Consider the following 16,374-nt stretch of genomic DNA (forward strand, 5'->3'; position numbering starts at 1 on the left):
CAAAGGTAGGTGCCAGCAATTGCCAGTAGGTGTCCATTTGTTTCTTATCACCCGCATAAATGTTAATTCACCAGGTTTAATTGCAAAAAACGCAGAAACCTGAGGCTTCAACCACTATGCATTATCTTCTGTATTGAACGATTTCATATATGCCGTTGGCAACATACCATACTCTTCCTTAAAGTACTTACTGAAATAACGCGGACTATTAAAGCCTACCTCATAGGCAATTTCTGAAATATTCATCTGGCTTTTCTGCAACAATTGCGCACCACGCTTCAGTCGTATGATGCGGATAAACTCAATGGGCGATTTGCCGGTAATTGACACCAGTTTTTTATACAAATAGACACGGCTCATGCCCAGCTCCCTGCTCAAGTCCTCCACCGAAAAAGAGGATTCGGCAATATTGGTTTCGACCACGGCCACCGCTTTGCTTATCAACTTTTCATCCATCGAGGTGATCTGCACTTCGCTGGGTTGTATCTCCACGTTTTTTTGAAACTGCTTTTGCATCTTACTCCGTTTCTCTAGCAGTTTATTCAGTCGCAACACCAACAAATCCATATTAAATGGCTTGGTAATATAATCATCGGCACCTATCTCCAGCCCTTTGATTTTATCTTCATCAGCTGTTCGGGCTGTTAACAAAATAATTGGTATATGACTCGTACGTATATCTTTACGCAGCTGTTGACAAAGCTCCAAACCATCCACACGGGGCATCATTACATCGCTTATAATCAGATCGGGAATAACCTTGTGCACCAATTCAATACCAGCCTGCCCGTCAGCTGCCTCATAGATGTTAAACCGGTCCTCCAGGGTTTCCTTCATAAACGTGCGGAAATCGTGATTATCCTCCACCAGCAAGATGGATGCCTTGCCCTTGGCGTCGATGTGCAATTCGGGCTGCTCCTGCTCATCAATGCTCATCTCCACAGCGGTTTCCTCTACCTTATCAACCTCTCTGGTGACAGGCAGAGCTACCTTAAACGTAGCACCCTTACCCTCCGTGCTTTCAACATGAATGGTACCATTATGCAGCTGCACCATTTCGCGTGCCAGATTAAGTCCGATGCCGCTGCCCGAAAGGCCTAGCTTTTTATTGTGTTCAGATTGGAAGAAGCGAACAAATATCTTATCCATATCCGAAGGCTTAATACCGATACCGTTGTCTTTTACCGATATATACACTAATTCTTCATTGTTATCAATTTGAAGCGAAAGCTCAACAGCTCCATTCTCCGGGGTAAACTTTAAGGCATTGGACAACAAGTTCATCAATACCTTTTGAAGCTTATCACGATCAAAGTTGAGCATGAACTGATCAACTTCGTGGGTAAACGTAAAGCTTATTTGCTTTTTGGTAAAAGCCTCCTCAAAATTATTACTTACCTCCTGCAGAAAAGCAACAATATTACCATACGAAGGGTTGTATTTCAGGCCATGTAGCTCCAGCTTTCTAAAGTCGAGCAGCTGGTTGACCAGCTCAAGCAACTGCCTGGCATTGCGATCAATCACTTCCAGCAGCTTGCGGCTAGATTTGTCAGTAGCTTCATGCATCAGCTTGTGTAAAGGCGTTAGGATCAGCGTCAATGGGGTTCTGAACTCGTGACTGACATTGGTCAGAAACTTCAGCTTCATCTCATCCATCTCCCTATTGCGGTTGATTTGCAATTTCTCCTGCTCCATCTCAAACTTTAAACGCTCTTTTCGCAGCATCGAATAGCGGTAATAAATCATGGCAAGCAGAATGATTAACGAATAAAGCAGAAACGCCCAGGTAGTAGCATACAAGGGAGGCAGCACTTCTATTCGCAATTCCGAGTACTGAGTATTCCACGAACCATCGGCATTAGTGGCCTTCACCTGAAACACATAGTCGCCAGCACTTAGGTTGGTATAGGTGACCAGCTTTTGGTCGGGGTCCAAAGGCAACCATTGTTCATTAAAACCATGCAGGCGATACTGATACCTGATCTTGTCGGGGATGAAAAAGTTAAGCGCCGTAAAGCCTATGGAAAATACATTCATTGAGTGCTTTAAAACCACCTCATCGGTTAATGATATAGATTGGCTCAACAGCTGTCTCCCATGTACTTTTTGCCCGGGCACCACCGTTTGGTTGTACACCTGCAAATCGGTGAACACTACTTTAGGCTGCACATTGGGGTACTTAATATCTTTGGACTTGAACAGGTTAAAACCATTGGCACCTCCAAATATCAGCTCATTATTGCTTGTTTTGCAACTGGCATTCGGGTTAAACTCATTCCCCTGCAAACCATCTTCCCTGGTAAAGTCATATATATGAAAATCATATTCATTGCTGGCCACCAGCTTATTAACCACTATTTGACTCAAACCAGTTGATTTACTAATCCATATGGCCTGGTATTCATCCTCTTCTATGCAATTGATAATGTCCTCAGGCAATCCATCATTGGCAGTAAAAAGCTTGATGTATTCGGTTTGCGGATCGAGCATAATCAAGCCTTCGCGTGTGGCAATCCACAAAAAACCGCGCGTATCTTCAAACACTGCATTAACTGCTTTGTTGCCAAGGTCAAAGGGCTCTGTCCGGTTAATGGTAGGATGGTATTTAAAACGCTGCTCTTCAATATTGTAAAATGCCACACCGTTAGCTGTTGCGATAAACATATTGCCATCCGACAATTTGAAAATCTGGTTAATAACCGGACCCGGTGGTTCAATTGTGCCATTATTGGGCAAAGGCTTAAATTGGTCAGTCTGTCGATCATATGTCACGATGCCCCCGCCTAAGGTACCTACCCACAGGTTATGCTTATCATCCTCAATGATTGACCAGATATTATTGTTCGTTAGTCCCCTGCCACCATCAATTTCGCACTGATAACGGGTAAATTTTTTCCCATCGAAACGGTTCAGACCAGCCGCATAGGTGCCCACCCACACATCACCATGAACATCGATATATGTACTCACAATCACATTACCACTCAGCGAATAAGGATTATGTTTATCGTGCAGGTATTGGGTAAACCTGTTTTTCTGACGATCGAAATAAATCAGACCGCCACCATTGGCACCAATCCACAGATTGCCTTTATTATCTTCCACAAAGCAGTTGATATCACTAAATGGTACGCTATGAGGATCGGACCATAGATGATGAAAATGTGGGAATTTATGGATGCTTTCGTGATAATAACTAAATCCGTTTTTATAGGAGCCCACCCAAATAATATTGTTATCATCGATATACAAATCGGTGATGGAATTTTGTGCTACACTCTTATCATTATCCGGTTGATGGTATATGGTTTGAATCTCACCAGAATATTTATTGATGATGTCAATCCCTCCATGGTCGGTACCCACCCAAACTAGTCCCTTATCATCCTGTACAATGCGCCTGATTATATTACTGGTCAGCTGGGTTTTGTTACTGGTCATGGAGTAATTACTCCATTGTTGTGTTAAGGCGTTATAATGATGAGCGCCCAGGTTATTCCCATAAAACCAAACATCGTTTTCGGCATCAATAAACAATTCGGCATTGAGGCTATCTGTTCCCATCTTATCAGCAAGGTAATCATCGCTAAAGATTAATTGTGTACCAGTGTCTTTGTAACATTCAAGCGTACCATTGCCAAACAAGCAATACAGATAGCCGTTGGCATGCTTGAAATCAACCAGATAACTACCTGTTTTACTATTATCCGGAAAAACAGACCGTAATTCATGCGTGGCGGAGTCCAGCTGCTGGTAGTAATCTTTATTGTAATCTTTGAGCCATATTTGCTGGTCATTATCACAATACACCCGATCGATATTGATAATTGAGGTGTCTTTCTTCAGGTACTCGTTAGGATCACTGTAAAAACGCTCCTGACGAACATCATACACCTCATACCCTTGCGAGGTTTCAAGCCATAAATTATGCTTATAATCCTCCTGGATATTGATGATGTAATTGTCATCAATGGAACTGGAATCAGCAGAGTTGTGCTTAAAATTAACAAATGAAACACCATCGTAGCGGCTTAAACCGGCCACTGTTCCTATCCATATAAAGCCCTGATGATCTTTATGAATACAATTCACCTGATTATTGACCAAACCATCTTCGTTGCCTAGTCTTATAAAGGAGTACTGCTTTTGCGCTTGTCCACCAGATGATAGCAAGAACAACAGGACGAAACTGAACAGGATTATCTTCATTGATTTTTCAATTGCATTATTCATAAATGACCTATGCCACCCCAAAAAATACTATTTTATTCTGAATTGTGTTTGATAAACGCAATTATCTGACGCATTTCCCACATAAAGCTGGTAGCGTCCCTTCTCGATATGCCAGCCGGCTATGCTTTCATCGTAGAAAGCTAATTGTTCAACAGGTATGGTCAGCTCAACGGTGGTGATGCTGCCGGCTTTCATGTAAACTTTCTCAAAGGCTTTGAGTTCCTTCACGGCCCGTTTTACTTTCGAATCTTTTTTACCAATGTAGACCTGCACGACTTCTGCTCCGTCTTTCTGCCCCTCATTGCTAATGGTGCAACTTACTTTAATGGTTCCATCTGCCAGGTAGGAAGCGGCATTTACTCCTGCATCTGAAATAGTGAATTGAGTATAGGATAAGCCATAGCCAAATGCAAACCGGGGCTTTATCTGTTGTGTTTCATGCCAGCGGTAACCTACCAATATATCTTCCTGATAATGTTGCCTGATACTATCACCCGGATAGGACAGCTGACCGAAATGATGTGCAGCGTTATCGCTTAATTTCACCGGATACGAAAACGGCAGCTTACCCGAGGGATTAACCTCGCCCGAGAGAATATCGGCCAGGGCATTGCCCGCTTCACTGCCATTGTACCAGGCCTGAATCAGTCCTTTTACATCATGTAACCAGGGCATTTCAACAGCATTTCCGCTGACCATCACGACGGCTATTTGAGGATTTACATCAGTAATTCTCCTGATTAGCTCATCCTGACCAAAGGGCAAATGATAATGTTGACGGTCGCCGCCCTCACAATCCTGATAGTGATTCTTATTAAGCCCCCCGATAAACAGCACCATATCCGCTTCAGCAGCTGCTTTAACAGCCGCTCTGCTTAACGAATCGGCATCTAAGCCCGAAGGCAATTCGCGCCCGTAGGCCGGCGGTCCGGAGGCATAACCCATTGAGTAAATAATAGTGGCATTTTTAAAGCGTTGCTTAATCCCTTCCAGTGGCGACACCTCGTACCTTGCCTTTAATTCCGAAGAACCGCCTCCATTGGTCATGGAGCGGGTGGCATTTTCGCCAATCACAGCAATGGTGAGGTCGGTATGCTCACCAATTGGCAGAAAACCCTTATCATTTTTCAGTAAGACGATGCCATCAGCAGCCACCTTGCGAGCAACGTGACTATGTTCCACATTATTGGCGCGACCAAACGAACGTTCGCGGTTCATATTGGTACGAAACATGAGTCGTAATATCCGACGTACCTTTTCATCCACAACAGACTCGCTCAGCTCACCACTCTTTATCATATCCCTGAATGGCTTGGCCAGAAAATAGTTATCGTAAGCAAAACTTTCAGAGAAGGTTAGTCCGTTGGTCCAGGTGCCCATCTCAATATCAAGGCCATTAAGAGCTGCCTCTTTTGTATCGTGGGCACTCCCCCAATCGGTAATCACTACACCATCAAAGGCCCAATCGCCTTTCAGTATCTTATTAATCAGTAATTCATGATGACTGGTAAACTGTCCCCTGAACTGATTATATGCGCCCATTACCGACCACACGCCGCCCTCTTGAACAGCGGCTTTAAATGCCGGCAGATAAATCTCATGAAGTGCCCGATCGCTCACCTGCACATCAATGTGTGAGCGCCACCTTTCCTGGTTATTGAGTGCGAAATGCTTCACACAGGCAGCTACGCCATTACTTTGTACCCCTTTAATGTATGGCACCACCATTTTGGAGACCAGCAGCGGATCTTCACCCATGTACTCGAAGTTACGGCCATTGAGTGGGGTACGATAGATATTAACACCCGGCCCCAGCAACACGTCTTTTTTACGGTAACGCGCTTCCTCGCCAATGGCCACGCCATATTCGTAGGACAGCTGCGGATTAAAGGTAGCGGCCAGACAGGTTAATGCCGGAAAGGCAGTGATGGAATCATTGGTCCAGCCGGCATAGCCCCAGTTGTCCCAGTTAATTTCGCCACGAACACCATGTGGTCCATCAGACATCCACAACTCAGGGATACCGAGGCGCGGCACACCGGGCGAGCTGAATTTAGATTGCGCATGGCACATAGCCACTTTCTCGTCCAGCGTCATCCGGGCAATAATGGCACTAATCTTTTCTTCTACTTCATCAGGCTTTTGTGCCATACCATTTGAGCTAAATCCTAACCATAGGATGGCGGCCAACAGGATTATATTTTTCATATTTTGCGTTGTTTCTTTATTACTACAATTAAGCCCCCAGGCAGGGCACGTTCATACTGAACAGATAAAAAAGAGAGCTTCGATGCACCTTTGTTCACCGAGCCCTCTCATCCATTTATTATTCAGCACTTATTTGTACTGGTTTCCCGGAATATTTTATTTTCTGCCCTTTTAAACGGTCAAAATCGAGATCAACTTTATTCTTTTTACCGGCGAAAATCACCTCAAACTCCCGCTCCTCGGGCATACTACTATATGTTCCTATACGCTCACCAATTGTTAATACCCGCTCTTTATCAGACCACGAAACAGGAATCATCGCATAGTGTCCCTTTTCATAGTTGTAGTTGAGTCCTTCATCTTCGTATATGGTAAAAGCACCATCGGCACCGATGTACACCAATAATTTGATAGGTGCATACGGCTTTTGCCCGGTGTACTCAATTTGAGGCCCAACTGGCACAATGGAACCGGCTTTGATAAACAGTGGCATTTGCTCATATGGAGCTTCCGCCATAATGCGTTGACCACCTTCAATCAAAGCTCCGTCATGAGCGTTGTACCAGGCTGTGCCACCGGGTAAATACACCTCGCGCTGACGAGCGCCATACTCGTATACCGGACAAACCATGAATGATGGCCCAAACATGTACTGGTCGTCAATATTGGTAACAGCCTTGTCATTGGCGAAATCCATCACCAAAGCACGCATCATGGTGTAATCATTAAAATAGACATAACCCGCCAGGGAATAGATGTATGGCATCAGGCGATAGCGCAGCTTGTTGTATGCCACAATACTCTGATAGGCTTTATGCGATTCGGGCGCAATATGAAATACCTCGCGATAAGGATACTGCCCATGTGCCCTGTATAGTGGCACAAAAGTACCAAACTGATACCAGCGCGTATTAAGCTCGCGCCACTCCTCCATGTCCTCACTACCTTCACGGGCTGATTCGTAGCGTTTCTCCACACAAAAACCACCAATATCCATGGTCCAGTAAGGAATGCCTGACAAGGCAAAGTTCATTCCGGCTGTAATCTGTGCTTTCATATCTTCCCAGCGAGTGCCTATATCGCCGCTCCAGGTGGCTGTGGCGTAACGCTGTAATCCGGCAAAACCCGAGCGGGTGAGCAGAAACACACGCTTATCAGGATCTACGCTTCTTTGTCCGTTATAAATCGCATCGGCATTGGCCAGGGAGTAGGTATTGAAATACTCAGTGGATGAGCCAAGTGCCGTTGGACCACAAAGCTTCTTGCGGTAATCGATGCTGGCATTGGACAGGATATCGGGCTCTGAAGCATCCATCCACCAGGCATCCATCCCGTATTGATAAAGGTTATCGCGCATTTGCGACCAGAAAAGTTCGCGTGCCCCCTGGCTGTAAGGATCATAGAAGGAACCTATATAACCCTGACCAATCCAGTCTCTCACACTGTCTTTCACCGCCTGCTGATACATGTAGCCTTTCGCATCCAGTGCCTTGTAATTATCGGTATTGATATAAAACTTAGGCCAGACAGAAATCATGCAGTGGGCATTCATACCGTGTATATCATCCATCATTTTTTGTGGATCAGGAAAACGGCTGGTATCAAACTGATGACTGCCCCATTGGTCCTCCTCCCAGTACGACCAGTCCTGCACAATATTATCGATGGGAATGTGACGCTTACGAAATTCAGCTAAGGTACCGACTATCTCATCCTGTGTTTTGTAGCGTTCCCTGCTTTGCCAGAAACCATAGGCCCAGCGCGGCAAGATGGTGGCTTTACCGGTTAGTTGCCGGTAACCACTAATGACCTCATCCATGTTTTGGCCATGCACAAAATAGTAATCAAGCTGCTGGCCCATCTCCGACCATAAAGCCAGCTTACCCTGCTCTTCAGCTGGTCGGGGTGCTAAGGCCTTGAGCCCGATGTACGACACACCGCCATCGGGTTTCCAGCTTAGCTTAAGAGGTACCCGCTGCCCTTTCTCCAGCTCAACAGTAAACTTATAGGTATTAGGATTCCAGGCCGTTCGCCAGCGCTCTTTCACCACTTCCTTACCGGCCATCTCCACTTTGGTGTATCCGGCATAGTAAAGCTTAAAATGATAGGTGCCGCTTTCGGGTGCTTCAATCTGCCCCTCCCACTCAATGGTCGAATTTTCAAAGGGAAATGCCTCGGGAAATTGCTTAACAGCATCAAGGTGTTCATAGTCGATGTCTGCTTCATCTTGTTGCACAAACACAGTGCCATCGGACGTAGTGTATGTGGCGGTTAATCCCCCTTTTTCGCCCTGCTTGTTATACAAAGTAAACTGCGAAAGCTGCCCATAGTCGTTGGGATTACCAAAGCGGGAGAGCGAGTAATTATCCCACAAGAGGCCGTAGTTTTTATTCGACACAATAAAAGGCACTGATACTTTTGTGTTGTACTGATACAATTCCTCATTCTTGCCTTTATAATTCCACTCGTCGCTCTGGTGCTGTCCTAAGCCATAAAAGGCCTCATCATCGGGCGAGTCAAACACCTGCTCAAAGGTATAACCGGTATAGCCGTCAACGCTTATGGGGCTAAACTTTTTATGACCACCAGCCTGCTCCTTTAGCAAAGCATTGCCCTCACTATCAAAAAAAGCCACTTCGCCTGTTTGCAATGATGCTTTCACCTTAACATCAGCAGTGCTGAGCAGCAATGCGTCCTCCTTTTCCTCAAGGGTGAATTTCACCTTATTTTCGCCCTGTGGGATGACCACAAGACTCTCGCGTGGATTTAATTGATTTTCGGGTGATGCCACCACCCTGATAATGCCCTCCGACACTGCATGAATCTGCACCATCTGAGCATCGGCATTGCTACGCTCTTTGGGGTATATAATAACACCATCGCTCTGGCGCAGGTAGGTCGGTTGACTGCATGACACCAATAAAAAGCTGTACGCTAATAATTGTCCGAGATACTTTAGTTTTTGTGTTGTCCTGTTCATATAGCTGTTATCATTTTTTCCATGTGTGAAGAGTCGCTATTTGTTGACTTATACCACATACAATTGCGCTGTCACATGGCGCTTTGGCATTTGTCAATAGACTCATCACAAAAGTATCGCAATGGCACCTGCCGGCACCAAACGATTGTTAATGATAGGGGTTAAAATGATAACTGCTATGTTGCTAATGATGTGAATGTATGTATAATTTGATAATTAAGTGACCCTAAAGCAACGCGCAGACTACTGATAAACTGCTGTTTAGAGATCAATAACCTCCTCAGCCCTTCTTCCCGCGAAGCGGAACAAGCCTAACAGGTGGGAAACCCGTGAGCTTCAATTCAACAACCTTAAGAAGTATCTGGCTTATAACTTACTCAACTGAATCAGATCGACCGAGAAAGTGAGGTAACTCCTATCAGCCAAAGGGTTGACAACAGCCGCCACTTTAACCGGTAAGCGAGCATTTTCTCCAACCTTAATTTTACGGGTAAAGGCAATGCCAATATCATTGAAACCAGGTTTTGCTCCATAGAAATGAGCACCTGTCGGATCGTGTAAACTAAACGCTCCACCAACATGGGCCTTTACTTTATTATCGCCCCAATACCAACCATATTCTAATGCCAGGTATTGGGTATATCTTTGTGCCCCTCTGTAACTAATCAATTCGTTGCCAGCCTGAATGTATTCCAGTTCATTATCACGCCCAAAAACCAAAGTGGAGGATTTTAAGTGCCAATGACCGGCATTATCAAGCTGCACATTCACTATCAGGTCGAGCAGGCCCCGGGTTGTTTGTTTATTGAAATCAAATATGCCGCTTGGATCAGGGATATCAGTAATACCCTGTGTAAAGTTGTAATAGTATTCGAGGTGCACGTTAAATCGTGGTTGACGATAGACCAGTATAAAATCTGTTTCCTGATAAACGCCATTGAGGCCAACGCCTCCATACATACCAAAAATCCAATCGCCCCAAATAACACCGGCTTGCGTGGCCATAGCCGGAGAGGCTGATGGTAACAAGCCCCGAAAAACATTTTGTGACTTAAAAGCCAGGCTCATGTCCCAGTCTGCTTTAGCAGCCTTATCATTGTAAAGGCTATCTGCAACTACTTTATTATCGTGCTGTGCCCTGGCCATAAAAACAAAGCCAGACATAAATAAAACAAAAACTATAATTCGCTCTCTCATAACTTACTCATATAAATGGTGACTTATTTGATATTCAAAACTACTGTGTAATCAGGGGTTTAATTAATCCAATATGCTCATACATCACCCCAAAATCGCCAAACAGTAATTCAGATATATTTAAGAGGTAGTTAAAAAAATGGAGGCTGATATAAGAACCAGCCTCCATGTATATTGAGTCTTTACGGTGTTATTTATTTAAATAGTCTGTAATCTGTTGAAACGCATTTTCCACACGCTTCATACGCTCACGATCGGCACTTGTTTTTTCGGATGCAAAACGCACAATCACCACTTCTTTGGTTGGGTTCACATAAATGTATTGGCCATAGATACCTTTCGCCAGGTAAGCATTATCCTCATTGCCTTTTGCCCACCAAAAGTTGCGGTAAGTTCCTTCCGGATACAAATCGGCATGTGTTCCATTACTAAACTCTTCTCTGTTACCATTATTGATAATGTCTTCTGTAATGGCTGATGAGAATACACGCTTACCGTTGATCATACCGCCTTGTTGCATCAATAAGCCAAACTTGGCAAAATCATATGCCGGAGCTGACACACCACCTGTTGCCCAGGCAATACCTGCTCCGTCAAGCAAATAAATAGTCTGTCCTTCAGCCCCTAAATGACGCCATACTTCATCTGACACATTCTGCTCAAGCGTTTTGCCGGTTACACGATTCAACACCCATCCCAGCACATCAACAGCTGGAGAGTTGTACATAAATGATTCACCATGCTTACGGTCTTGCTTAATGCCGGGCAGAAAATCCATCACTCCACCACCTTCGTATCCTTTTATCTGCCATGAGTTGGCTGCGGCACCATACTGGCGGGCAAACGACTGTTCATTCATCAACTCACCAATACTTTCATTCCAGGCTGTTCCAACACTCATATCTAACAGCTGACGCACAGTAGCCTTCGCAAATCCGCTTTTTGACAATTCGGGTATGATATCTTTTATCATTGCATCAGCATCCAAGGTGCCTCGTTCGATTAAGATAGCTGCCACCGTTCCAATTACTGATTTAGAAGTAGATGCAGCCCAGTGTGGAGATAAAGGTGACATATCATTCCAGAACCGCTCATATACTAATTGTCCTTTATGCAGTACTACAAAAGCATCGGTATTATAGTTCTCCAATAGCTCGCGCAGTTCAAAGGACTGATCACCCTCAAGCCCCACCGTTAATCCATCAAGATTTTGTACTGCACGCTCAAAAGGAACAGCCGGGCCATAGCCATTATCAATATTCGCAGTGTTATGAATGCGCTGTACATTTAAAAATCCCCAACGATTAAAGGGATACATCGCCCAATTGGTAGCGTCTACCCGCTTATCTTCAGATGCCGGATAGCCTTCCATCAATCCTAACTCTTTGGCTGTATCACCCGATTGAGCAACTGCACTATTCGCCATGGTTAAAACAGCAACTGCCATTAATAAATAACTTCTTAGTTTCATAATATTACGTTTTAAATTGTTTCAACTTACATGACAAAAGTACAGGAGCTGCCAGGCTCTGAGCAATTGATTTTCTTCAAGTAAAATTCCAAAATCGTCAAAACAACACAACTAGCCTTGTTCGGCCCTACATAATCAGTTACATTTGAAAGACGAGAAAGAAACTATGAAGAACACCAAGCCCGTATTACTTGAATTAAGAGAAGGCCAGGTAGAAAACTACTTCAAGGCCATGTATGACCACTTTGGTGGTGAGCTAAAAAGCAACTCCTACTATTTGAAGAAAGGCACTACATTAGTACATGGCACTGCTATACAGCTAACAGAAGGCATTGAGTTTTCGATTATTGATGCAATACATTCTGAAGCACTGAAAATGGTAAGGATACCGGATAATAACCCGGACTATTATCACCTGGTGATTATTCATACAGGCGAGTACACACAAACATTTGAGCAGGAGCTTTTGAAACTGGAAGCTAACAGTACCAAAGGGATCTTTATCTACAACGGCATGTTTCCGCTAGAAGCTGAATTTCCTGCCAACTCGCCTTATAAAGCCATCACATTTAAATTTCAGAAATCCTGCCTCGAAGATATAATTCCCGAAGCCGCTGCAATGCTCAAAACGATGTATCCAACAGACGAAGGCCTGGCCTACCACATTCCTACTACCAATGAGGTGAATCAGCTGGTCGACGATATTCTGCGTTACCAAAAGGGAATATACGGGGCCAAAGCAATGATAAAAGCGCGGGCTTTCGAGGCCTTGGTCATCACCATGAAAATAATGGAACAAATGACAGATGACGAGCTGCATGGCTTGCATATTGACGATTACAACCGGCTGATGCGTATCAAAAAGCACCTGCTGGATTCATTAACCGACACCATCAATGTAGAAGCCATTGCTGAAGAGTTTGCCATTAGCGTATCGAAGCTTAACAGGGATTTTAAAGCCTTGTTTGATATGACCATCTATAAGTTTTACACCCGTGCTAAAATGGATGAAGCCTACCGTCGATTGCAAACAGGTAATTACTCGGTGGCTGAAGTGGGCTATGACCTGGGCTACAGCAGTCTTCCCAAGTTCTCGGAGATGTTTAAGAAAGTAAAGGGGATTAACCCGAGTGATGTGGTGGCGCTGTAAATAATAAACAATCATACTTATTGCCATAAAACTTTACTACCCCATTGCTGTAGCAACAGGGTAGTATTGTTTCTATATACGTTCTTTATGGTAAGGTCCTATACCGATTAGTGATTAAAATGACCTCTCAATGCGCTGCGCTTTTAACTGGTCTTTAATCATCTATCGGCATTGCATCCACGTCAATTTGAATGGTTTTTGGTATTATTTGTTTTCATAAACCTGCTTTCCATTCATCCAGGTCTCCACCACTTTAATTTCTGAGATTGTTGATGGCTCAACCTTACGCGGATCGTCTTCCAGAATCACGAAATCGGCATATTTACCTACTTCAAGGCTACCTACCATATTATCAACCATCATTTGCCATGCCGCTTCACTTGTTACAGCACGAATAGCTGATTCGACAGATACACGCTCAGCGGGGTTTAACACAAAATCAGGCTCTTTAAAAGTGGTTCGTGTTACCGCAATTTCAATTAGCTTGAGCATGTTAGGTTCTGTGACGGCAAAGTCGGAATGCAGGGTATAGCCAACCCCTGCTTTTTCAACGCTGGCTGTTCGGTCAAGCAATAGTGCTTTCTCTGGCCCAAACACCTCATCTCTCATCGCAGTCCCCCAATAGTGCACGTGGCCAATTAAAAAACTGGCTGATACGCCCAGATCCTTCATCTTTTCAATCTGATCGTCGTGCAAAATAGAACAGTGCTCAATACGCGGACGTAGTTTTGCTACATCTATTCCATCGTCTTTTAACATCTGCATTACTGTCAACACATTGTCAATACCAGCATCGCCATTTCCATGTAAAGCCATGTGCCAGCCTTGTTCTGCTCTTATTTTAGCCTGACGATACATTTCATCAACAGTCATATACTCTTTACCTAAGTTACCTTTCTGCTCTTCGTTATAAAACTCTTCGCGCTGGAATCCTGTATATCCCTGGTTTGAACCGTCAGCAACCAATTTGTAGCCCACTATTTTCACCAAATCATTACCATCGTACATTTTGGTTCCAGCTTCATTCCATTTCTCCTCAAGGGTGTACCATGGATAAGCCATTATGCGTGCGGTAAAATCTTCGCGTTGAGCCGCAGCTAATAATAAATCAAAATCGGCGGGGCCCTGACTGGTAATACCTAGTGAGAACTCACTGGTTGTAGTTAAACCATACTGGTTGAATTCATTTAACAAGGATACTATGGCGTCTTCCATATTTAACTGGCTTGCTGCTGGATTCGCCAACCATACAGGGAAGAATGCAATATTGTTTTTAACAACCCCAGTTAGTTTTCCTTGTTGGTCTTTTACATATTCAGCACCAGGAGGATTGGGCGTATTTTCATCAATTCCGGCAGCTTCGAATGCCAGCGAGTTTATATAAGCCAGATGACCTGAGGTATTTAAAATAAAGATGGGATGCTCGGTAGAAATTTGATCCAACTCTTTATTGGTTATTGCTGATACGCCCTCCTGAACTGATGGGTCCCAGCCACTGGCAGCAATCCACTCTCCTTTTTCTTTTTTTGAAGCTATTTGCTTTAAATGATCAAGTGCTTCCTGGGTTGTTCTAAAATTATCGACTCCTATATTTTCGGTTAAAAACCGAACCGGCGCAAAGGTCAACACATGTGCGTGAGGATCAATGAAGCCCGGCAGCATGGTTTTGCCTTCCAAATCAATAATACTGGCTTGTTTCCCAAACTCTTTCTGTAGATTTGATAAATCACCGGTTGCAACAATCTTATCACCTTCAATAGCAACCGCTTCCACTTCCGAAAAGTCACTGTCAACGGTCATAATGGTTCCACCATGAAAAATGGTGACTGCTGTCTCTTGCTGAGCGCAACTCGTCAGACCAATCATTATCAGAATACCTAATAAGTAGGTCCTAAAAAAGTATCTTCTTGTCTGCATATCTAATTATTTAATTGTTTGTAATTTCTGATACAAACATATATAGATTCACAGGGGCCGATTGCACCTTTTTCGTCAAGCACTATCCCATTTTTTGCATGGCATGCCATTAATAAGTGAGCTTAATGTTGGGGCAGATACGAACAATCTTTATTTTTGACATAAAGAAGCATAGCTAATGGCACAAGGAGAACCACTTATTTTTAAATTTAAAGAAGGCCCATTCATCAACTACATGAGTGCTTACCATCAACATTTTGGAGGTGAACTAAAGCCTGAATCCTATCACTATAAAGGGGGTAAAACTGAAATTGCCGGTTCTTCTCACATCATAGCTGACGGCATTGAACTAGGGGTAGCCGAGATAATTCATTCGGAGCCTTTTAAAATGATACGTATACCCGATAGTAACCCCGATTTGTTGCATATGGTTATTATTCATACCGGCTTTTACACCCAGGCATATGCCAACCAGCTGCAGCAACTGGAAGCTGAAAGTGCCAAAGGCATATTCTTTTATAACGGTTTGTTTCCTTTATCGGCCGAATTTCCTGCCAATACACCCTATAAATCCATCGTATTAAAGTTTGAGAAAGGTGCTTTGAAGCAATTAATACCTGAAGTATGGCCGCTCATCAATACCATGTATAACTCGTCCGAAGGACTGGCCTATCACATTATGCCGCCGCGCGAGGTTAGTCTACTGGTTGATGATATTCTTCACTATCATAAAGGAGGCTTTGCCTCTAAGGCGCTGATAAAAGCCCGTGCTCTGGAGGTATTGGCTATTACGATGAAGACAATAGAACAAATGGACGATGATGAGCTGAACGGCCTGCATATTGATGATTACAACCGGCTGATGCGCATCAAGAAACACCTGCTGGCATCCTTAGCCGATTCTATTAATGTAGAAGCCATTGCTGATGAATTTGCCATTAGCATCTCTAAGCTCAACCGCGACTTTAAGGCGCTGTTTAATATGACCATCTACAAGTTCTACACCCATGCTAAAATGGATGAGGCTTATCGCCGCCTGCAATCGGGGCAATACTCGGTTACCGAAGTAGGCTACGACCTGGGCTACAATAGCCTTTCTAAGTTCTCGGAGATGTTTAAGAAGGTAAAGGGCATTAGCCCGAGTGATGTGGTGCCTTTATGAACACGGGCACAAATAATAAGTCAGTAGCCAGACACTACTGACTACTGACTTCCATC

The 16,374-nt window shown here is 44.0% G+C and carries 8 protein-coding genes; 2 read left to right on the top strand and 6 right to left on the bottom strand.

Annotated elements, in window-relative coordinates; genetic code table 11:
* Nucleotides 1-114 precede the first annotated feature (114 nt).
* From KEM09_RS11150 to KEM09_RS11170, 5 genes are all read right to left on the bottom strand, one after another.
* Nucleotides 115-4,209, bottom strand: a complete 4,095-nt coding sequence (locus KEM09_RS11150; protein ID WP_212228337.1) for a hybrid sensor histidine kinase/response regulator transcription factor — start codon at nucleotides 4,207-4,209, stop codon at nucleotides 115-117.
* Nucleotides 4,210-4,260: 51 nt separating this feature from the next.
* The gene (locus tag KEM09_RS11155) at nucleotides 4,261-6,441 is read right to left on the bottom strand and encodes a beta-glucosidase (RefSeq protein WP_212228339.1); all 2,181 of its coding nucleotides are present in this window, start codon (nucleotides 6,439-6,441) and stop codon (nucleotides 4,261-4,263) included.
* A 118-nt stretch (nucleotides 6,442-6,559) separates the two neighbouring features.
* Nucleotides 6,560-9,421: a TIM-barrel domain-containing protein gene (locus tag KEM09_RS11160; protein ID WP_212228340.1), complete on the bottom strand. Its 2,862-nt coding sequence runs from the start codon at nucleotides 9,419-9,421 to the stop codon at nucleotides 6,560-6,562.
* 366 nt (nucleotides 9,422-9,787) lie between these two features.
* The gene (locus tag KEM09_RS11165) at nucleotides 9,788-10,618 is read right to left on the bottom strand and encodes a hypothetical protein (protein WP_212228342.1); all 831 of its coding nucleotides are present in this window, start codon (nucleotides 10,616-10,618) and stop codon (nucleotides 9,788-9,790) included.
* A gap of 190 nt (nucleotides 10,619-10,808) precedes the next feature.
* The gene (locus KEM09_RS11170; RefSeq protein ID WP_212228344.1) at nucleotides 10,809-12,089 is read right to left on the bottom strand and encodes a serine hydrolase domain-containing protein; all 1,281 of its coding nucleotides are present in this window, start codon (nucleotides 12,087-12,089) and stop codon (nucleotides 10,809-10,811) included.
* A 145-nt stretch (nucleotides 12,090-12,234) separates the two neighbouring features.
* Between KEM09_RS11170 and KEM09_RS11175 the strand changes: the two genes are divergently transcribed.
* Nucleotides 12,235-13,239: a helix-turn-helix domain-containing protein gene (locus KEM09_RS11175; protein ID WP_212228346.1), complete on the top strand. Its 1,005-nt coding sequence runs from the start codon at nucleotides 12,235-12,237 to the stop codon at nucleotides 13,237-13,239.
* 204 nt (nucleotides 13,240-13,443) lie between these two features.
* Here KEM09_RS11175 and KEM09_RS11180 read toward each other — a convergent pair whose 3' ends face one another.
* Entirely contained in the window at nucleotides 13,444-15,156 is a 1,713-nt protein-coding gene (locus tag KEM09_RS11180) for an amidohydrolase (RefSeq protein WP_212228348.1), read from the bottom strand.
* Nucleotides 15,157-15,334: 178 nt separating this feature from the next.
* Between KEM09_RS11180 and KEM09_RS11185 the strand changes: the two genes are divergently transcribed.
* The gene (locus KEM09_RS11185) at nucleotides 15,335-16,318 is read left to right on the top strand and encodes a helix-turn-helix domain-containing protein (protein WP_212228349.1); all 984 of its coding nucleotides are present in this window, start codon (nucleotides 15,335-15,337) and stop codon (nucleotides 16,316-16,318) included.
* Nucleotides 16,319-16,374 lie beyond the last annotated feature (56 nt).

Origin of the sequence: Carboxylicivirga mesophila, assembly GCF_018271975.1 — a bacterium.
Classification (GTDB): Bacteria; Bacteroidota; Bacteroidia; order Bacteroidales; family Marinilabiliaceae; genus Carboxylicivirga; species Carboxylicivirga mesophila.